17 protein-coding genes are annotated in these 22,018 nt (G+C 35.0%); 14 read left to right on the top strand and 3 right to left on the bottom strand.

Annotated elements, in window-relative coordinates; translation table 11 throughout:
* Positions 1 to 488 precede the first annotated feature (488 nt).
* From ppsA to QO200_RS15420, 8 genes are all read left to right on the top strand, one after another.
* On the top strand, positions 489 to 2,903 hold the full coding sequence (gene ppsA / locus QO200_RS15385; protein ID WP_371541702.1) for a phosphoenolpyruvate synthase: 2,415 nt from the start codon (positions 489 to 491) through the stop codon (positions 2,901 to 2,903).
* 22 nt (positions 2,904 to 2,925) lie between these two features.
* Positions 2,926 to 3,681, top strand: coding sequence for an SDR family oxidoreductase (locus tag QO200_RS15390; protein ID WP_371541765.1), 756 nt, complete (start codon positions 2,926 to 2,928; stop codon positions 3,679 to 3,681).
* A 77-nt stretch (positions 3,682 to 3,758) separates the two neighbouring features.
* Positions 3,759 to 5,222: a trypsin-like peptidase domain-containing protein gene (locus QO200_RS15395; protein WP_371541704.1), complete on the top strand. Its 1,464-nt coding sequence runs from the start codon at positions 3,759 to 3,761 to the stop codon at positions 5,220 to 5,222.
* 113 nt (positions 5,223 to 5,335) lie between these two features.
* On the top strand, positions 5,336 to 5,590 hold the full coding sequence (locus QO200_RS15400) for a zinc ribbon domain-containing protein (protein ID WP_371541706.1): 255 nt from the start codon (positions 5,336 to 5,338) through the stop codon (positions 5,588 to 5,590).
* A gap of 10 nt (positions 5,591 to 5,600) precedes the next feature.
* Complete coding sequence (locus tag QO200_RS15405; RefSeq protein ID WP_371541709.1) at positions 5,601 to 6,590, top strand: NAD(P)-dependent oxidoreductase; 990 nt, start codon at positions 5,601 to 5,603, stop codon at positions 6,588 to 6,590.
* Positions 6,591 to 6,841: 251 nt separating this feature from the next.
* Positions 6,842 to 9,421: a calcium-translocating P-type ATPase, PMCA-type gene (locus QO200_RS15410; RefSeq protein ID WP_371541711.1), complete on the top strand. Its 2,580-nt coding sequence runs from the start codon at positions 6,842 to 6,844 to the stop codon at positions 9,419 to 9,421.
* 208 nt (positions 9,422 to 9,629) lie between these two features.
* On the top strand, positions 9,630 to 10,715 hold the full coding sequence (locus QO200_RS15415) for a M50 family metallopeptidase (protein ID WP_371541714.1): 1,086 nt from the start codon (positions 9,630 to 9,632) through the stop codon (positions 10,713 to 10,715).
* A 4-nt stretch (positions 10,716 to 10,719) separates the two neighbouring features.
* Positions 10,720 to 11,880, top strand: a complete 1,161-nt coding sequence (locus tag QO200_RS15420; RefSeq protein ID WP_371541717.1) for a phosphatidylserine/phosphatidylglycerophosphate/cardiolipin synthase family protein — start codon at positions 10,720 to 10,722, stop codon at positions 11,878 to 11,880.
* Between the two features lie 73 nt (positions 11,881 to 11,953).
* On the opposite strand, the gene QO200_RS15425 is transcribed toward QO200_RS15420, so the two are convergent.
* Genes QO200_RS15425 through QO200_RS15435 form a run of 3 tightly spaced genes read right to left on the bottom strand, consistent with a single transcriptional unit; the run spans position 11,954 to position 15,956 of the window.
* Positions 11,954 to 13,546, bottom strand: a complete 1,593-nt coding sequence (locus QO200_RS15425; RefSeq protein WP_371541720.1) for an MFS transporter — start codon at positions 13,544 to 13,546, stop codon at positions 11,954 to 11,956.
* Positions 13,547 to 13,551: 5 nt separating this feature from the next.
* On the bottom strand, positions 13,552 to 14,613 hold the full coding sequence (locus QO200_RS15430; RefSeq protein WP_371541723.1) for an HlyD family secretion protein: 1,062 nt from the start codon (positions 14,611 to 14,613) through the stop codon (positions 13,552 to 13,554).
* Between the two features lie 2 nt (positions 14,614 to 14,615).
* On the bottom strand, positions 14,616 to 15,956 hold the full coding sequence (locus QO200_RS15435) for a TolC family protein (RefSeq protein WP_371541727.1): 1,341 nt from the start codon (positions 15,954 to 15,956) through the stop codon (positions 14,616 to 14,618).
* 104 nt (positions 15,957 to 16,060) lie between these two features.
* Here QO200_RS15435 and QO200_RS15440 point away from each other — a divergent pair, with 104 nt between their 5' ends.
* The 6 genes from QO200_RS15440 (at position 16,061) to QO200_RS15465 (ending at position 22,012) form a co-directional block, all read left to right on the top strand.
* Positions 16,061 to 16,873 carry a helix-turn-helix domain-containing protein gene (locus tag QO200_RS15440; protein WP_371541730.1) on the top strand — a complete coding sequence of 271 codons (813 nt, stop codon included), beginning with the start codon at positions 16,061 to 16,063 and terminating at the stop codon, positions 16,871 to 16,873.
* 255 nt (positions 16,874 to 17,128) lie between these two features.
* Positions 17,129 to 18,034, top strand: coding sequence for a DnaJ C-terminal domain-containing protein (locus QO200_RS15445; protein ID WP_371541732.1), 906 nt, complete (start codon positions 17,129 to 17,131; stop codon positions 18,032 to 18,034).
* Positions 18,031 to 18,324: a chaperone modulator CbpM gene (locus tag QO200_RS15450; RefSeq protein WP_371541735.1), complete on the top strand. Its 294-nt coding sequence runs from the start codon at positions 18,031 to 18,033 to the stop codon at positions 18,322 to 18,324. The genes QO200_RS15445 and QO200_RS15450 overlap by 4 nt, the downstream gene beginning before the upstream one ends.
* A 186-nt stretch (positions 18,325 to 18,510) precedes the next feature.
* Positions 18,511 to 20,013, top strand: coding sequence for a thymidine phosphorylase family protein (locus tag QO200_RS15455; protein ID WP_371541738.1), 1,503 nt, complete (start codon positions 18,511 to 18,513; stop codon positions 20,011 to 20,013).
* A 5-nt stretch (positions 20,014 to 20,018) separates the two neighbouring features.
* A complete protein-coding gene (locus tag QO200_RS15460; RefSeq protein ID WP_371541740.1) occupies positions 20,019 to 20,885 on the top strand; it encodes a ribose-phosphate pyrophosphokinase in 867 nt (288 codons plus the stop codon).
* A 335-nt stretch (positions 20,886 to 21,220) separates the two neighbouring features.
* On the top strand, positions 21,221 to 22,012 hold the full coding sequence (locus tag QO200_RS15465; RefSeq protein ID WP_371541743.1) for an MlaE family ABC transporter permease: 792 nt from the start codon (positions 21,221 to 21,223) through the stop codon (positions 22,010 to 22,012).
* Positions 22,013 to 22,018 lie beyond the last annotated feature (6 nt).

Below are 22,018 nucleotides of genomic sequence, written 5' to 3' on the forward strand. Positions count from 1 at the left end.
AAAGCATACTCACGATATCTTACAAAAATAAAATAATAATTTAATTAAACTCTTATTTAACTGTTAATTATAGTACTATGCGATGCGTCTTATAGCACTATCTTACTATCGTAATTACAAAAAAAAATAGTAATAATCCTATGTTTTAACAGATGTAATGCTCCGCTTTATTAAAATTAAAAAAAGATAACGCTCACAAAAAAAAACACAAAACACTGTTAACTAATTAATTAAATTTAAATAATTTTAAAATAAACATGCTTTCTATGCCTAAAATATTTTTTTTTGATTAAATTAGTAGTACACTAAAATAGTCGTAAAAGAGCACACCTACAATGCTCTCTCTTTAGTTCCCAAATCGTACTTATAATTCTCAAAATGAGGTTAAAAATCATTTTGAGGTTTCGAATAATAGAATCCTACTATTACTATTTTTCAATTACATTTTTGAAACAAATCAGTCGTCTCTTAAAAAGAAATATATAAAAATGGAAAATTATAAATACATCTTGTTTTTTAACCAAATTGACATTAATGCGATAGATCTGGTTGGTGGTAAAAATGCCTCACTTGGTGAACTTTATACGCAATTGAATCCTATTGGTGTCAATGTTCCTAATGGATTTGCTGTTACCGCAAAAGGGTATCGTCTGTTTCGAAAGCAAAACAATTTAGAAAAATCACTGGCTACTGTATTGAATCTATTAGACACAAAACAGTACATTAACCTGTCTGAAATTGGCGAAAAAGCAAGAGCATTAATTCTATCAGCATCTATTCCTGACGAAATACGTGCGGAAATTAGTACTGCTTACCAATCGCTAAGCAAACAAAGCGAGACAAAGAATCTTGGGGTAGCCGTTCGAAGTAGCGCTACAGCAGAAGATTTGCCATCTGCAAGTTTTGCCGGACAAATGGAGTCTTTCCTTAATATTAACGGTGAAAATCAATTAATTGACGCAGTACATCGCTGTTATGTATCTCTATTTACAGATCGTGCTATCAAGTACCGCAATGATATGGGGTTTACAAATCTAGACATCGCAATCTCTGTAGGTGTGCAACAAATGGTACGAAGCGATAAAGCGGCTTCGGGTGTTGCCTTTACTATCGATCCTGACAGCGGTTTTCATAATACAATAATCATTAACGGTAGTTGGGGTCTTGGCGAGAATATTGTCCAAGGAACCATAACACCAGATGAATGGATGGTATTTAAGCCCACTTTAGAAAATTCAAAACTAAATCCCATTCTAAAAAGGCATTGCGGCCGAAAAGAATTTACGATGATTTATGCCGAAAGCAGCGAAGAAACCTCATCTCAACATACCATCATAAATACCTCCACAACTGTAGAAAAAAAAAATCAGTTTTCCTTAAGTGACAAAGAGGTAATCCAACTTGCACACTGGTGCTATACAATTGAAAAACATTATAAAAAACCCATGGACATCGAATGGGCAAAAGATGGACTAAATAATCAGCTCTATATTGTTCAAGCCCGTCCTGAAACGATTTACGGGAAAGATTTAAAACAAGTCAGAGAGATTTATAAACTCACAGAAAAAGGTAACCTTATTACAAAAGGTATAGCATTGGGCGATAAAATAGCTACAGGAAAAGCACGCATACTCAATAGCCCAGAGGAAGGGAATCAATTATTAGAAGGAGAAATTCTCGTTACTGATTTAACGAATCCCGATTGGGATCCAATTATGAAAAAGGCAGCCGCCATTATTACTAACAAAGGGGGACGTACCAGTCATGCTGCTATTGTAGCACGCGAACTGGGCGTAGTTGCTGTAGTAGGTTGTGGAGATGCCACTACAGTAATAAAAAACGGACAGCAAATTACCGTATCCTGCGCTGAAGGTAAAGATGGGAATGTTTATGATGGGAAATTAAAATGGGAAATAACAGAACATGACTTCAGTCAATTATCCATGCCAAAAACTGATCCTATGTTCATTCTTGCAGATCCTGATAAGGCGTTTGAATTGAGCAACTATCCCAATAAAGGCGTTGGTTTGATGCGATTGGAATTTGTCATTTCTAATAGCATTAAGATTCATCCGCTTGCACTTCTTGAACCCGATAAAATAACTGATAAAGCGGTAATTAATCAAATATCTGAATTAACTAAAGGATATAAAGACGGTAAAACTTATTTCATTGACAAACTAGCGGAAGCTGTTTCAATAGTCGCAGCCGCTTTTTATCCAAAAGATGTAATTGTGAGAATGAGTGATTTTAAAAGCAATGAATACGCCAATCTAATTGGCGGAAAATACTTTGAACCTCATGAAGAAAATCCGATGATCGGTTTTCGAGGGGCTTCCCGTTATTACAGCGATTTTTATAGAAATGGCTTTGCCTTAGAATGTGAAGCTATGAAAAAAGTACGAAACGAAATGGGATTTCACAATGTAAAATTAATGATTCCTTTTTGTAGAACTATCGAAGAAGGCCAAAAAGTACTTGCAGAGATGGCTACCAATAAATTAGTGAAAGGCGAAAATGGTCTTGAGGTATACGTTATGATAGAAATACCAAGCAATGTGATATTAGCAGATGAATTTGCCCAACTTTTTGACGGGTTTTCTATTGGTTCCAATGATTTAACTCAACTCACCCTTGGCCTAGACCGTGATTCTGCATTAATTAGTTATTTGTTTAGCGAACAAAATCCAGCAGTAAAAGCTTTAATTAGGGAAACAATACATGCCGCCAAAAGAAATAAAATAAAAGTAGGATTGTGTGGTCAGGCACCTAGTGATATTTCAGAATTTGCACAGTTTCTAGTGGAGGAAGGAATCGATAGCATTTCATTTAATCCTGATGCCATTATCAAAGGCATTGAAAATATTTTGGCAACCGAAATTAAAAACACAGTACGGCTATGAATAATTTTTAAATAAATCAATTATAGAAACTGAATTCAAAAATAAAGTGGCAATCGTGACCGGTGGTTCATTCGGTATTGGAAGGGCAACCGCTCTGGCTTTTGCCAAAAAAGGAGCAAAAGTCGTTGTGGTGGATTGGAAAGAAAATACCGAAACAATTGACCTCATCAAAAAATCGGGAGGAGAAGTCCTATTCGTTAAATGTGATGTGTCAAAATCTTCAGATGTAAAAGCGATGATAGCCACAACAATTGCCACTTTCGGACGATTGGATTACGCTTTTAATAATGCAGGAATTGAGGGCGAATCTGCTCCTGTCCAAGAGTGTTCAGAAGAGAATTGGGACAAAACGATTGGGGTTAATCTAAAAGGAATTTGGCTTTGCATGAAATATGAAATTCACGAGATGCTAAAAAAGAGTAAAGGAGTGATTATCAACTGTTCCTCAGTAGCTGGATTGGTTGGTTTTGCAGGTTTACCAGCTTATGTAGCGTCAAAACATGGTGTTATAGGCTTAACTAAAACTGCAGCTTTAGAATATGCAAAAGATGGAATTAGAGTAAATGCAGTTTGTCCAGGTGTAATAAAAACGGCTATGATGGACCGCTTAACTGGAGAGAAAAAAGAGGTCGAGGAAGAATTTATTAGTTTAGAACCTATGGCCCGCATGGGAAAACCTGAAGAAATTGCAAATACTGTATTATGGATGTGTTCTGATGAAGCTTCATTTGTGACTGGACATGCTATGGCTGTAGATGGTGGCTTTGTCGCTCAGTAACTAATTTTTTAAAATCGATTTTAATCATGACTACATCTAGCAAAATGAATTTGAAAACTAACAGATTTTATCTGTTTATGATCTTTCTGATCTTTCAAGGATGCCAGGCCCAAAATAAAGAAAACGAAAAAGGTACTGAAACGATTCCGAATTCAGCAACTGGCATTACCGCTAAAATATCTTACACTGGGATTGTAGATTTTAGATATGCTGCAAAAATAGCCACCCCCACCGTAGTCAATATTAAGAGTCTCTTTAAATCTAAAGTACCACAAAATCAAAATGGTGATGAAAACGAGTTTTATAATTTGCCTGACCCTCTAAAAGAGTTTTTTCAAAGCGATCCTTTTTTAAGACAATTTAAATTTCAGACCCCTAATTCGTCCGAATATAATTCGATGCCACGAGTGGGAAGTGCTTCAGGAGTACTATTGACCGCTGACGGATATATAGTAACCAACAATCATGTGGTAAAAGGTGCTGACGAAATTAATATCACCTTGTTTGATGGACGTACTTATACCGCTAAAATAGTGGGCACTGATCCCCTTACTGATTTAGCACTCCTTAAAATCGATGAAAAAAATCTCTCCTTTATATTATTTGGCGATAGCGATGTAATAGAGATTGGAGAATGGGTCGTTGCTGTTGGAAACCCATTTAATCTGGCATCTACGGTCACAGCTGGAATTGTAAGTGCCAAAGCGCGAAATATCAACATATTACAAGATCAAGGAGCCATTGAATCCTTTATACAGACTGATGCAGCAGTTAACCCCGGAAATAGCGGTGGAGCATTGGTAACATTAGAAGGGAAACTGATTGGAATAAATACAGCCATAGCAACACCTACAGGAGTTTATGCAGGATATGCTTTTGCTATTCCTGTGGACATTGTAAAAAAAGTCACCAATGACCTAATGAAGTACGGCGTTGTTCAAAGAGCTGTTCTGGGAATCAGCATCAGAGATTTAAACAGTGAACTTGCCAAAACGATCAACATTAACCGTGCTAATGGTGTATATGTAGATGCGGTAATGGACAATGGAGCCGCAAAACAGGCTGGAATCCGAGCCAAAGATGTAATTGTCAGTATTGATAATATCGAAACGATTACGTCCTCAAAATTACAAGAGATTATCTCGCGTAAACGTCCAGGAGATATGGTTAGCATTATGGTAATCAGAAATGGCAAAGACAAAAAAGAACTTACCGTAATACTAAAGAAATATACTCCCGTACCCATTGTTCTAAGTGCCGATTTATTGAAAGAATTAGGTGTCGAACTACAAGAAATCAGCGCAGACGACAAAACCAAATATAATGTTAGAAATGGACTAAAGGTCAAGAAATTATATGATGGAAATTTAAAAGAGTATACAAACATTCGAGAAGGTTTTGTGATTACCGCTGTCAATAAAATACCCGTTACTACTGTAAAATCTTTCATTGAAGTGTTACAGAACCACCAAGGAGATATAATGATTCAAGGAAAATACACTGGGGACCCTACTTTCTATTATTATGTATTTGGGATGTAAAAAATCAACAAATGATAGTGTATTAGTATATTGAAAGCCATTAAAAAAAAAATCCTTGTAACGGATTAAACTAGATTAAAAACATATCAATTGAACTCTTAAAATCAGAAATTATGGAACCAAAAATATTATGTCAAAGTTGTGGAATTCCACTTGACAAAGAAAGTTTAAAAGGAACCGAAGCAAACGGTTTAAAAACGGATAACTATTGTAAATTTTGTTACGATGCAGGTTCATTTGTAAAGCCAAATATGACGTTCGGCGATATGAAGGAAACGGTAGAAACCCAAATGAAGAAATTGAAACTGTCTGAACATGCTATACAAGATACTATAAACATTCTACCCACTTTAAACCGTTGGAAATAAAAAACACATCATGAAAATTTTAATGTACAGCATATACGAATTCGACAAACCATTTATTGAGAATGCCACACACGGGAAATTAGAAATAGAATATACCAACCAACCTTTAAATGAAAATACTGCGAAACTAGCAGAAGGTTATGAGGGTATTTCTCTATTTACACCTGATAATGCCTCTGATACCGTACTTGAAAAATTATATTTCTACGGTGTTAGATATATTGCCTTACGCTCTGTAGGCCATGATTACATTGATTTAAAAAAAGCCCGAGCTTTAGGAATCAAAGTAACCAATATAACAGCATATTCTCCTTACTCAGTAGCGGAGCATGCGGTAACATTATTACTAGCGTTAAACAGGAAAATTATTCTGGGTCAAAAACTCATGCAAATGGGTGACTACCGTCTTGATCATTTAGTTGGTTTTGATTTGCATGGTAAAACGATTGGGATTATTGGAACTGGAAGAATAGGTACTGCTTTCGCAAAAATAATGCTTGGTTTTGGTTGCCAAATTTTGGCCTACGACTCACATAAAAATGAGGAATTACTCCAGCAAACAGCTGTCACTTATACCACACTCGAAAATCTTTGTGCAACTTCAGATGTGATTTCTGTTCATTGTGCACTTAATCATGAAACAAAATACATGTTCAACAAAAGCAGCTTTAACCTGATGAAAAAAGGAGTTATCTTTATTAATACTGCAAGAGGAACTATCGTGAACACGGAGGATTTAATAGATGCAATTAAAATTGGACATATTGGCGCAGCAGGTTTAGATGTTTATGAAAATGAAAACACAATCTTCTTTGGTAACCACATTAATAAAAAAATTGAGGATCATATGTACATTATACTTCGCTCCTTCCCTAATGTTTTAATTACAGGACATCAAGGTTTTTTGACCAAAGAAGCATTAGAGAAAATTGCGCACGACATCATTGCTAATTTTAATGCTTGGGCATACAATGGCGTCTCTCAAAACGAGATCTATTGATTTGTTTAGAATAAAAAAAACTTCGAAAAATAAAATATATACACTTAATAAACAATAACTTAATATCAAAATTTATTTTTCCCTCCGAAAGAAGTAAATCTCCATTTTGTAAAAATTTACTTTTAGAATTTTCAATTCTTTATCTACTTACTAATATAAATATCTTTAAATAATTACCTTTTTGGGTTTAATTAATCCTTATCTTGATTGAAATTTAAAAACGAAAGAACGGTTAATTAAAATAAAGTCAGATGAATATGAATTGGCATTTACTTTCTCTTTCTGAAGTGTCCGAAAAGTTGGAGACATCCACAACAGGCCTAGATGAAAAAAATGTTAAAGACTGCCAGGCCAAGTATGGTAAAAATAAGATTGACTTTAAAAACAAGAACTCTGTTTTACGGATGATACTTCATCAATTGTCCAATTTTATGATTCTGATTCTTATCCTAGCGGCAATTGTCTCAGGTATAATGGGTGACTTAACTGATACTGTTATTATTCTTATCATCATTATTGTCAATGCCGTAATCGGTTTTGTGCAAGAATACCGAGCTGAAAAGGCGATGGAAGCGCTTAAGAATATAATTCCTGAAGAAACAAGGGTAATTAGGGCGGGAAATACTATAAACATTGCTTCTACTGAGATAGTTCCCGGTGATTTGGTTTTGCTTGAAGCCGGAAACAGGATTCCAGCTGATGTTCGTTTTATTGAAACCCACCAATTAAAAGTAGATGAATCAACGCTTACGGGCGAATCAAATACCATTGATAAAATGGCCGAAAAACTGCCTGACGGTGACTACTCCATTGGGGAGCGCAGCAATTTAGGCTTTAAAGGTACTTTTATCACAAAAGGACATGGCAGCGCCTACGTTACGACAATTGGTATGGAGACAGAACTTGGTCACATTGCCCAGATGATTCAAGTAAATGAATCACAAACTCCACTGCAAATACGGTTAGCAGCATTTGGCAAGCGGTTGTCCATAGTAATCTTAATAATTTGCACCTTGATTTTTATGATAGGCTGGTTTAATGGCGAAAATATATTAACCATGCTATTAACATCTATCTCACTTGCTGTGGCTGCCATTCCAGAAGCCTTACCAGCTCTTGTTACAATTGCACTTGCCTTTGGTGCCAAACGACTGGCAAAAAATAATGCTTTGATAAGAAAACTTCCAGCCGTGGAAACACTAGGGTCGGTGACGTACATCTGCACTGATAAAACAGGAACGCTGACTAAGAATCAAATGACCGTTGAGCAAGTTTATGTGACTCCCAATGTAAAAACGGAAACTCTGTTTGTTGAAAACACTGCCTTACTCACTGCAATGGTATTAAATAGTGATGTCTCAGAAAAAGAAGACGGAAGTTGGCATGGCGATTCAACGGAGATCGCTTTAGTACAATATGCATTAAGTAAAAACAGGAATAAAAAGGACTTGGAAAAAGAATTTCCAAGAGTGGCAGAATTTCCATTCGATTCTTCAAGAAAATGCATGACAACGCTACATCAAACAGAAAAAGGAATACTCGTTATCACTAAAGGGGCTGTCGATGTACTGTTAAATAAAATCGCTAACGAACAAGAACCGCTTATTTCTGAGTTTGATCAAAAAGCAAATGACGTAGCAAATGAAGGCTATCGCATTATTGGCTATGCCATAAAAGAAATGAAAAACTTGCCAGAAACTTTAAATATAGATGAAATAGAATCATCATTAACCTTTATAGGATTTGCAGGAATGATTGATCCGCCTAGAAGTGAAGCAAAGAACGCAGTTTCAGAATGCAGACAAGCTGGAATTATCCCAGTAATGATTACTGGCGATCACAAACTCACCGCAAAAGCCATTGCAAAGCAGCTGGGTATTATCACCTCAGAAGAAGATATTATATTGAGCGGAACAAAACTGGCAACGCTATCAGAAGAAGAGTTTTCAGATATGGTTGAACATGTTCGTGTTTATGCTCGTGTGAACCCAAAGCAAAAATTAAAAATCATTAAAGCACTACAAGCAAAAGACCAATTTGTAGCGATGACCGGTGACGGAGTAAATGATGCACCTGCCCTAAAAAGCGCAAATATTGGGATTGCTATGGGAATCAATGGAACAGCCATTACCAAAGAGGCAGCTGATATGGTTTTACTTGATGATAATTTTGCTACCGTTATGATTGCCGTAAAGCATGGTCGAGTTATATTTGATAATATTTTAAAATTTATAAAGTACATTATGACGGGGAATTTTGGAGAAATCTGCGCGATTTTCCTTGCCCCTTTCTTTGGCTTACCCCTTCCTCTACTCGCCATTCATATTTTATGGATTAATCTTGTAACGGACGGGCTACCAGGTTTGGCATTGGCTTCTGAACCAGCGGGAGATAGTATAATGAGCCGCCACCCAAGAGATCCAATGCAAAATATTTTTGCAGGAAAGATGGCATTACACATACTAAGTGTTGGCCTACTAATGGGCTTGGTAACTCTGGGAATTCAATACTGGGCAATACAAGCAAACATTCAACACTGGCAAACCATTGCTTTTACGGTTCTTTGTTTTAGTCAGATGGGACATATTATGGCAATTCGTTCAGGACGCGAATCTCTATTTAAAATTGGAGTTTTTTCGAATAAACCTCTTTTAGCGGCACTGCTGCTAACTGTTTTACTCCAAATGATGATTATCTACGTTCCTTTCTTTAATATGGTTTTCAAAACACAACCGTTGTCGTGGTACGAGTTACTAATAACATTACTAGCATCAAGTATCGTTTTTTGGGCCGTAGAAATAGGGAAATGGATCATTAGAAGTAGTAAATAAATGTAATACGAGCATACCCCTTAGGTTTAAGATCGAGACAAAAAAACTTGTCTGTCCTATATTACCTTTAGTATCATTTCTTCAGAAAAAAAATTGTACTTTAGTGTAAGAACAAAACCCCTTCCCTACACAAATTAAATAATACTCTGATTTTTAAATACTTAATAATAATTATATTGAAATTTATAATATTACTAAACAAGGAAAAATGAAAGGAAAATTCAAAATTGGAAAAGTAGCTGGTATTAATCTTTTTGTGCATTGGACATTTTCGTTACTTATTGCCTTTATTATTTTTATAAACTATCGAACAGGTTATAATGCCGTTCAGATACTGTGGTCAGTAGTTTTCGTTCTATGTGTTTTTATCACGGTTATAATGCATGAATTAGGGCATGCGTTAGCCGCTAAAAACTATGGAATACAAACTAAAGACATCACTTTATTACCCATTGGCGGTTTAGCACGATTAGACAGAATGCCTGAAAAACCACTAGAAGAATTAGTAGTTGCTTTTGCCGGGCCAATGGTAAATATTTTTTTAGCAATAATAACAGGTATTTTCATAACTCTTCCAGACTCTCCGGAGGCACTTGCAGCACAATTATCAGCTGGCGTAAATGCAAGTAATTTTTTCCTTAATTTCTATATTGTAAACATTGTATTAGCCGTTTTTAATTTGATTCCGGCCTTTCCTATGGATGGAGGACGAGTTCTTAGGGCATTACTATCCTTTAAATTTAAAAGACATGTAGCGACCAGAATAGCAGCAAGAATTGGTCAATTTATAGCTGTGGGGTTTATTTTTTTAGGATTTTTTTCTAATCCTTTTCTAATTGTCATAGGGCTGTTTGTTATTATAGCTGCCCAAATGGAAACAGAACACGTAGCTTCCAAATTTATTCTCAAGGGGTTTAAAGTGCGAGATGTAATTATGAAACAATATCAAACTATCGATGCAGATGAGCCGATCAAAAAAGCTATTGCGTTACTACTGGACAGTCAGTCCAAGATATTTATGATAGTCGAGAACAAAGAACCCGTTGGAACTCTAAATCGGGATCAAATTATAGCAGCTCTTTCTGAAAAAGGAGAGAATCTTGCTATACGCTATGCAATGAACAAAAACTTAATCTATTTGGATGCAGAAACTCTTCTGGAAGATACCTTTGAATTGGTGTCTGCTAATAAATCTAACTTAATGCTGGTTATGGAAAATGGCCAACTTATTGGGGTACTTGACACTGAAAATCTTTTGGAGTTTCTTTTAATAAAAGGGGTTAAATCAAAATAAGCATATGCCTAAAACACAAAATACAACCGATCCCGATTACCTAGAACTAGTGTATAGTGGTGAAGACTATTTTACCCGACTCGAAAAAATTATTGAAAATGCGAAATATGAGATTCATCTTCAATTTTATATTTTTGAAAACGATGCTACTGGAGCCAAGATTATAGAAAAACTGAAGGAAGCGGCAGCGCGTCGTGTGGAGGTATATCTATTATTGGACGGCTTCGGTTCCCTTTTATTTCCTAAAGAAGTAGAGGAAGAATTAAGAGAAAGCGGAATTCACTTTCGCTTTTTTTCTCCTTTTTTTTCTGCTAACTCTTTTTATATCGGTCGAAGACTGCATCATAAAGTTGTAGTTGCGGATGCACAGATACTATTAATTGGCGGAATAAATATTGCCGATAAGTACTATGGCAAATCTGGAAAAGAACCATGGTTAGATTACGCTGTTCAGATAGATGATTTGATAATTGCAAAGAAACTTCAATCGGTATGTAGAGACCTCTTTTTAAAAAAAAAATATTTTTTCAAAAAGAAGAAACAAGCGCCTTTAAATACAAAAGAGGGAATGGTAGTCAGTATTATTCAAAATGACTGGCTGAAAAGAAAAAATGAAATCTATGACGCTTATATTAATGCGTTTTCTGCAGCCAAAAAGGAAATCGTCATCGTAGGAAGTTACTTCCTACCTGACCGAAAGATGAAAAATGCACTGAAAAAAGCAGCAAAAAATAAGGTTAAAATTAAATTAATCCTCGCTGGCATCTCAGATGTTACACTTTCTAGACGCGCAACTTATCATATATACGGTGCTCTTCTGGCCAATAATATTGAATTGTACGAATGGAATAAAACTGTTTTACATGGAAAAGCGGCAGTGGTTGATGATTATTGGTCTACCATTGGTTCCTTCAATCTCAACAATTTAAGTACCTACGGGAGTCTGGAAATGAATGTAGAAATTAAATCTGCCACATTTTCTAGTGTCTACTCCACACATCTCAAAGAGATCATTACACACTGCCAAAGGATTACTCCGGAATCCCTTAAAAAAAGGAACACCATTTCTTCCGGTTTCATCAACTGGATATCCTATTGGACTGCAAGAATGATATTAAACATTATGACCTATTTTCCTCATAAGCGACTCAAAAAGTTTTACTAATTCATCTGATTGATTTTTCATTTCTATGGATGAATGCACGAACGAGTCTTCTAATTAGTATATCACTTTCTAATTAAATAGGAATAAGTCTTGCTCCTATTTTTCTAAAATGGTAATGTAAATGCGGTAATAGCGCAATACCTAACATGATAAAAAATATCACAAGTCCCATATAATAATAGTAATCTCTAGCAAACAGAATATTAGTGTGGTTCGCTACCGCTTTACCAAGCATTTTTTTAGCCATTACTTTTGATTTTAGTGTTGAAGCTCCTTTTGCTAAAGCGATATTTTCATACAATTGCAAACGTTTACTTGATTCTATATTTAAAGTAGTGACAGTATTTCCTAATTCATGATAATGCACGCTTGTTTGCCTTAAATTCATAAAAGAAATCAACGCTAAACTGACCGTAAAAGAAAAAAAACGAAAAGAAACCCCACTCAAAGAAGCTGAAAAACTTTTGCTTTCTGGTACCGAAGTTATCAAAAAGAGAACAATTGAAAGCATAAGGATTCCGTTTCCCATTCCTTGAAAAAATAACGGCAACAACACATTTTGCTCATTGGCCTCCGAGCCAAAAACATAAAACATTTGAATATGATAGATTAATAAAAAAGCAAAACCAGTAAGCCAAATTAAGCGCATATTGCGTTTTGTTAAAATAAATCTTGCTGTTATACTTATCCCTATAATGATCCCTAAGGCATTAAAAAACATGATATAAGCATAATGATAAGAGTCTAGATGCATCTTTTCCAAAAAGAAATTATTAGCTACACTTAAATCTCCTTTGCAAATGTAATATAACATAAGCAACAGTGCTCCTAACCTAAAATTACGGGATTTATAGATTGCTAAATCAATGAATGGCCGTTTACTCCTAAGTTGAATGGTAATAAAAATAGTTAGCAATCCCACAATTATAGCGACGCAAATCCAAATGCGTATACTATCAAACCAGTCGTAATATTGACCATACAAAATCACGTAAGCAATTAAAATTAACACTGTAGTGTAAATCAAAAAACTCCTCCAGTCTAAATTAAACAAAGGCAGTCTTTTAGTAAGCAAACGCATGTTTCTTTTTAGACAAAGGAAAAGCAGTAAAACTCCCGGAATTTGAATGTAAATAATAGCTAAATACAGTACATTAAAATCAAAATTTTGAAATATATAAGCATTAAGCAAATAGGTAAAAGCATTTGCAATTAATAATGTTCCGTAAAAAACGGCATATCCCAAAACTCGTGATCTCTCGGAGTGATATTGTGCAAAAATTAAATTTAGAGAAACACTAATTAAAGCGACTGTAACGGCTCCCCCTAGATAACGAAAAACCATAAAAATCATTACGTTATCAGTAAGATAAAGCGTTAAATTTATTGCTGTAAACAGCAACACGCTCATCAAAAAATACGACTTAGAAGCAAAATAGCTAAAAAACCTTCTTTCTAATGGAAAAAAACTAGCAATCCCAATATAGTATAAAACAATCGAAAACTGAATATCTGTAGGGTCTAAACCATAATAACTCGCAGCACTACTTATTCCGCCAATGTAACCTGCCAACATAGAAACTGCAGGTAAAATTGTCAAAAAAATAATAGCTTTAATGCTCCACTTGGGAACCCAACTTTTAAATATACTTGCTGACTGATCCATATTAGTTATAATTTAGGAACCAAAACCTCAGCATTCATTCCTGCGCGAAGATTTTTTGTTTTTGCAACAGCATCAGTCAAAAGTATTCTTACTGGAAATCGCTGAATAATTTTCACAAAATTACCAGTTGCATTATCTGGAGGTAAAAGTGAAAAACGAGATCCTGTAGCGGGAGCAAGAGATTGTATTCTACCATGAAAAGTTTCATTTGAATACGCATCTACATTAATTTCTACCTCCTGTCCTTCTTTCATATTTGCGATTTGGGTTTCCTTAAAATTAGCTACAATCCATTTCCCTTGCTCTTGGTCTACAATAAAGCCTAAGGTCTGTCCTTTTTGAATCAACTGCCCCACTTGTAACGTCTTATCCCCCATAATCCCGTCAGCAGGAGCAGTAATTAAAGCATACGTTAAATTAAGTTTTATACTGGCTACACTAGCTTCTCTTTGTTGGACAGTCGCTTTGGCTACAGCCAACTGAGAATCGGCATCATTAATTTTTCCTTTTGCCGTTTTATACGAGTTTTGAACCGCTTTATATTCTGCTTTTGCAATGTCAAAACTAGTTTTTATAGCTTCAAAATGTTGTGGTGTTACGGCTTCCTCAGCTAATAATTTTTTGTAACGATTGTATTCCTGTTCTTGCTGCCATAGTTTTGCTTTGGCGCCAGCAATACTTGCTTCACTAACTGACGCGCTACTTGTGGTAGTTACCGCATTACTTTCTAAAACTAACAAAGATGCTTTTGCGGAGCTCAACGTCGCTTCTGCTTCTTGCAATTGCATTATGGTTTCATTTTTATCAATTACTAATAAAGTATCTCCTTTTTGTACTTTTTGATGGTCTCTAAATTTAATTTCTTGGACAAAACCAGTTGTTCTGCTAAGTATTGGATTAATATATTCTTCTACTTGCGCATCATTTGTTTCTTCATAACGATACATTTTTACCAATGTAAAAGCGCCGTAAACCAATAATAATAGTAATACCACAGCAGCAATACTGTACGTTATTTTAACTGTTATTCTGTCTATGCGTTCGTGTCTTTCTGTTTTTGTAGCCATGATTATAGGTTTCCTGTATTTTTTTGTAGTTGATAATAATGTAATTGTTCTGAGATTCTGGCTGAGATAAGTTCAAATTGTGCTTGTAATAATTGCGTATCGGCGTCAAGTAAATCAGTTATCAAGGAAAGTTGATTAAAATAAGTCTGGTTGAGAATGCGGTAATTCTCTGTAGCTTGTTTTATATTCAATTCTAACTCTTCAATTTTTTCTTGATCTTCCTGATAGCGTTTGTACGCTTTATTAATGTCTTTTCGCAAATTATCCTGTACATTCTCTTGTGCTAATTTTTGTTCTTCATACAGTATTTTTGCCTCTTCCTCTTTATGGAAATCATGATAAATCGATGAGATATTATACGACAATTTTACCCCTACAACACCTAATAAGTAAGGCGCATTTGCATAAGGATACAGCTTGATTTGCGGATAAGAATAATTATAATCTCCAAACAAACCAATTCTTGGCAATTTATCCGCTTTTAATCCTTCTATATTTAATTTGCTTAAGGCTACTTTTTGCTTTGCAATTTTCTGCAAAGGCGATTTCTTTATTGCTTCATCAATATATTCATCATAACTCAGAAATTTACGACTGTCTATCAAACCTATTTCATCAGTAGGCTTCAAGAGTTGCTCATCAGGGTCACCCATGAAAATATTCAATTCCTGCATGGTTAATTGTTCATTATTGCAAATAGCAGTTAAAGCCGTTTTTTGTTTAGACAATTGCAGTTGTGCTCTGAGCACATCACTTTTTAAAACCACACCTCCATTATATAGTTTTTGGATTAGTTTTAAACGTTCTTCGTTTTGATGAATATTCTGCTTTACTAACTTCTCAAATTGTAAGTACAGTTGTAATTTTAGATATGATTCGGCAACTTGATAATGAATAGTCTCTATCGTTTCTTCTTCTATATACTGAGACAGTTCTTGTTTTACAGCTTCTTTTTGAATGTTTGTTTTAAGCTTATGGCCGTTATAAATATCAAAATAAGCATCAAGAGTAGCACCATAAATGGAATGATCTTCCAGCGGAATAAAGTCGGCTTTGTTCAAAATTCCATTAGTAAAAACTGGAATATTTGCCAGTTTACCATAATTAGCATTAAAACCTATTTCTGGTAATTGTTTGCTTTTTGCGTTTTTCACCGCTTCGGCACCAGAGGAGGCGTGCAAATGGTTTATCTTGATTTCTTTGCTATTTGCCGCCACTTTTTCCCAGACTTTTTCTAAAGAAATAGGAATACTATCTTTAACAACTTCCTGACTCTGGGCTACAGTTGAGCAAAGTGCAAATAAGAATGAAGGCACTACCGTTTTATAACAATTAAGATGCATATTTTTCTCTTAAATTAAAAAGCAAAATTGCGACATATTTTTAGGTCTTATTTTCTCAAATAAGCCATATATTTGTTAATTCGAGCCAAATCAATCTAAACGCTATGCCAGCATCAAAAACCCTGAGTTTTTTAGAAAAAGTGAACCAATATCCTAAGACTACTTATATCTACCATACTAAGATTGAAGAGCGTCTTGCAATGCACAGTCATAATAAACATCAACTTACCTACGTAGAAGGCGGCATGGCTTATCTAAAGACCAATGACAATTCCTATTTTTTACCTGCCAGACATTATGTGTGGATTCCTGCGGGTATGGAGCATTTCATCGATTTAAAAACACAGGTAAGTATGATACGTAATATATATATCCCAACTCATATTTTAAATAGCAATGAATTTTATTCGAAAATGGGAATTTATCCTGCCTCAAATTTGATCATGGAAATGATACTGTTCACCGAAAATTGGAGTGAAAATATTTTTAAAAAAGAAAAAAGCAAATACCAATATATAAAAACCCTAGGAACCATTATTGCAGAAATCAGTAAAAATCCGCTGCCTGTAGTTCTTCCCACAACAACAAACGAAAGATTAAGTCCTATCTTACAATACATCCATCTCAATGTACACCAACCTTTACTTTTAAAAGAAGTTGCAAAATTATTTGGTTTAAGCAGCCGAAGTCTTTCGCGCTTATTTAAAGACACTTTAGATATTTCATTCTTGCAATATGTAAAACTTACACGAATCATTCGCAGTATGGAAAAACTATTACAAACCCAAATGTCAATAAGTGAAATTGCTTATTTATCTGGATACAATAGTCCTGCTACTTTTAGTAATACTTTCTATAAATTGATAAAGCTAAGGCCCGTGGATTTTAGAAAAATCAATCGAGAGATTTCAGAATAAATTAGTTAACTGCTTTTAATCTTTAAAAAGCAATTACATAACTGAGACCAATTTCAAAATAAGATTTATTTATAACAGAAAACCATATAACACTCCATTAATAAACTGAAATAAAACATTTTATTACAATTTATCATCTAAAAATTGAGTAAATTTGATAGTATAAGATATCCACTATCCGTTTGCTTTTAACATGCATAATAGGAAGCATTATTGAATATCAATAACTAAAATAGTAATTGAAAATAATTTAAAATGGCATTTATAGACTATTACAAAGTATTAGGGGTCGATAAAAAGGCAACGGAATCCGAGATAAAAAAGGCATATCGTAAAATGGCCCGAAAATACCATCCGGACTTGAATCCAAACGATAAAGAAGCCGAAAGAAAATTCAAGGAATTAAATGAAGCCAATGAAGTATTGAGCAATGCTGAAAATCGTAAAAAATACGATGAACATGGCGAAAACTGGCAACATGCTGAACAGTATGAACAACAGAAAAGGCAACAGCAACAATACCAAGGAAGTGGACAACAAGCCAATTATGGCGGTGGTTTTGGCGACGGTGGAGATTATTCAGACTTTTTTGAATCCATGTTTGGCGGGCGATCTGCAAGAGGTGGTGGTGGCCGTACTGCGCAATATAAGGGGCAGGATTTTAATGCTGAATTGCATCTTGACTTAAAAGATGTTTACACTACCCACAAACGTACCCTTACTATTAACGGCAAAAACATTCGACTAACTATTCCTGCAGGAGTAGAAAATGGTCAGGTTATAAAAATTACAGGACATGGTGCTGCAGGATCTGGAGGTGGCCCAAAAGGAGATTTATACATCACTTTTACCATAGATAATCACACTGCTTTTAAACGCGATAAAGGCAACCTCTATGCAAATGTAGATTTAGACTTATATACAGCCATTTTAGGAGGAGACATTACTATAGACACTTTTGATGGACAAGTGAAATTGAAAGTAGCACCTGGAACTCAAAATGGAACAAAAGTAAAACTGAAAGGAAAAGGATTTCCTGTTTATAAAAAGGAAGACCAATTTGGGGATTTATACATAACCTACGAACTAAAAATTCCAACAAGTCTTTCTGAAAAAGAAAAAGAATTATTCACTGAACTTTCTAAGCTAAGAACCTTATGAATACAGAAAATTTCATTCCCCTAGAAACCTTACGTACCCATTATAACGTTGAATTATCCTTTTTCTCTAATTTAAATGAAATTGGATTGATCGAAATCCAAGTCGTTGAACAAACCCAATATATTCACCAGGATTCCATTTATGAAATTGAGAAAATGATTCGAATGCATCAAGAATTAGATGTTAATCTCGAAGGTATCGATGTGGTTTTTAATTTACTACAAAAAATAGATTCTTTACAAATCGAATTGGTCGCGGTCAAGAACAGGTTGCGCCTATACGAAAAATGAAAAAACAAAGAAATAGCTGCCCTCTCTTTTGAAATATGCTATGGCAATTAATTCGAGCCCTTCCCTAACGTCTAATTTTAAGATTATATATTGAACTCAATACTTAGTCGCAGCATACAGTACTTTTTAACCCTTTAGCACTGCCTTCTTTTATTTAAGCTTTAATTCTCATTTAAATTAATTAGAATGGAAACCACATTTAATACTCTAAAATTAGTTCATCTTGGTATTGATACCCAAAGGGAACATGTGGTTTTCATGCGTAAAGATTGTAATATCTGTACATCGGAAGGTTTTGAAGCGCTAAACAGAGTATTAGTAACCGTGAAACAAAAATCTAAAATAGCCACTTTATATATTATTACAGATGGAATTTTAAAATCCGGAGAAGCAGGATTGTCAGAAAGCGCTTGGAATGATTTAAATGCTAAAGAAGGAGACGAAATTAGTTTTTCACATGTTCAGCCTGTAACCTCAATGAGAAGTATTAGAGCCAAAATGTATGGCAATCAACTGAAGTATGAGGACTTGCAAAATATTATAAACGATATTGTTAAAGGCGAATATTCTAATATTGAGATTGCAGCATTCATAACGGCTTGCGGTGGAGATAACCTCAACATTCAAGAAATCATAGGGCTTACCAAAGCGATGGTGGGTGCGGGACAAAAACTTTCCTGGAACAAAAAAATTGTGGTTGACAAACACTGTGTGGGAGGTCTTCCTGGAAATAGAACAACCCCTATCGTTGTAGCTATAGTAGCCGCCTTTGGACTTACAATACCTAAAACTTCTTCCCGAGCAATTACTTCCCCCGCTGGTACCGCTGACTGCCTAGAAACGATGACAAAAATAGATCTTACCATCCAGCAAATCCAAAAAGTAGTAGAGTTAGAAAATGGATGTTTTGTATGGGGTGGCTCTATAAAACTAAGCCCTGCAGATGATATTATAATCCGTGTAGAGAGAGCGCTTGATGTAGATAGTGAAGGTCAAATGATAGCTTCGGTTTTATCTAAAAAAATTGCTGCGGGTTCCACACATGTGGTTATCGATATCCCTATAGGAAAAACGGCAAAAGTACGAACTGAAGAAGATGCCGAAAAACTAAAATATTACTTCAATGTCGTAGGAAAAGCAATGGGCATCAAGGTAAATGTTATTTTTACTGATGGCACACAGCCTATTGGTAGAGGAATTGGCCCAGCACTAGAAGCTATGGATGTGTTGAGTGTTTTACGAAACGAAAAGGATGCACCTAAAGATTTAAGAAATAAAGCATTACTTCTTTCGGCAAGTATTATTGACATGGTACATGGCACAAAAATTAAAAGTGGATTAGAGCTTGCAAAGGAAATTCTATCTTCAGGAGAAGCATACAAGAAGTTTCTTGCGATATGTCATGCACAAGGTGGCTTTAGAGAACCTGAATTTGCCATTTATAAAGAAGAAGTGAAAGCTGAAAAATCAGGTATTGTCACTGAAATCGACAACAGGAGGCTTGCCAAAATCGCAAAACTTGCCGGCGCCCCGCACGACAGTAAAGCGGGAGTATTACTGAACACCCCTTTAAACACACAAGTGCAAAAGGGTGATGTATTGTACTGTATTTATTCAGAAACAACAGGTGAACTGAAATACTCGATAGACTACATGAAATCACAAAAGAATATTATTTTAATTCAATAAAGGTTATGAAAAAAATATATTTTGCTTTACCTGGAAATGAAGATTTGACAGAAATACTTATTCATAAAGAAAAGGCTGAAAAAGGTATCGTTACCATACGCTCTTTTCCTGATGAAGAAACGTATTTGCGAATTCTATCTGATGTCAAGGATAAAGAAGTGTTTTTAGTTTGTACCCTTCATCAACCAGACACTAAATTATTACCGCTTTACTTTTTGGCGAAGACCGCAAAAGAATTTGGTGCAAAAAGCATTTGTCTGATCTCACCTTATCTAGCCTATATGCGTCAAGACAAAGCCTTCAATACGGGAGAAAGCGTTACTTCAACCTATTTTGCAAATTTGATTTCTGGATTTGCAGACACATTAATCACGATTGACCCCCACCTACATCGAAGAAGTTCTTTATCTGAAATATACAGCATACCTACAACAGTTTCACATGCCGCAGCTCATATTTCAGCCTGGATAAAGTACACTATTGAAAAACCAATTTTAATTGGTCCTGATAGCGAAAGTGAACAATGGGTGTCTGAAGTTGCAAAAAATGCCAATGCACCTTATGTAATTTTAACCAAAGTTCGTCATGGTGATAGTGATGTAGAGGTTTCCATACCCCACCTCGAAAAATACAAAGATTACGTTCCCGTTTTAGTTGATGATATTATTTCAACAGGACGAACTATGATTGAAACAATTAGTCATTTAAAAAATGCCGGAATGAAACCACCTATTTGTATCGGCGTACATGCAGTATTTGCTAAAAATGCTTTTGAGGAAATTAAAAAGGCTGGTGCCCAAGAAATTATTACCTGCAACACAATACTGCATGAAAGTAATCGCATTGACATCAGTGATTTGTTGATTCTTTAATATAGAAATTACAAAATACTCGCCGTCGCTATCCTAATAATGAGTTTGTTCTTCTACTTTTTTGAATAAACACCTCTCCCTTTATTATTAGGATTAAGCAAGCCCTTATGGCTTCATAATCGCTGCAATATTTAAAAAACTAATTCCCTTTAAATACAAACTTCTGTTTTTACGCTTTTTATAAGAGTGCATTTACTAAATATGAAATTATTCAGGCAAAAGATTCTTTTTCCTCGATTAAATCATCAATAAATCAGTTTTACAGCATTTCTAACATCTGATAATCAGTATAATAGTTGTATATTTGAGTAGTTCCTTTTTGCGAAAATTAATTCATGATACCTATGAATACTATTTTTAAGATAATTAAATTAATCAAATCTTTCTTACTTGAAATAGGCGAACTCTCCTATTTTGCCAGTCGCTTTTTCAGAGAGGTTTTCAGACGTCCTTTTGAATTTAAAGAGTTTCTTCGTCAATGTTATTATATGGGGAATCGTTCTTTATTGTTGGTAGCTGTTACTGGATTCATCATAGGTTTGGTTTTTACTTTACAATCACGCCCTACTCTACTGGAGTTTGGTGCCGTTTCCTGGATGCCATCTATGGTGAGTATTTCAATAATTAGAGAAATAGGTCCTATTATTACAGCTTTAATTTGTGCAGGACGAATAGGCTCTGGTATTGGTGCTGAATTAGGCTCCATGCGCGTTACGGAACAAATTGATGCGATGGAGGTCTCTGGTACCAATCCATTTAAATACTTAGTGGTTACTCGAATTATGGCTACTACTTTAATGCTACCGATACTCATTTTTTTTGGCGATGCTATTGCTCTATTTGGATCGTATTTAGTTGAAAATGTAAAAGGGCACGTCTCTTTTTTATTGTATTTCAATCAGGTATTTAATGCTTTGGAATTTGGAGATATAATACCCGCCACAATCAAAAGTTTCTTTTTTGGGTTTGCTATAGGACTAGTGGGGTGTTTTAAAGGATACTATTGCAAAAAAGGAACAGCAGGTGTGGGTATCGCAGCAAACTCTGCAGTAGTTTATACCTCCATGCTCCTTTTTATTATTGATTTTATCGCTGTTTTTGTAACTAATATATTTTATGATTTATAACTAATT

Origin of the sequence: Flavobacterium sp. Arc3, from assembly GCF_041431375.1 — a bacterium.
Taxonomy (GTDB): Bacteria; Bacteroidota; Bacteroidia; order Flavobacteriales; family Flavobacteriaceae; genus Flavobacterium.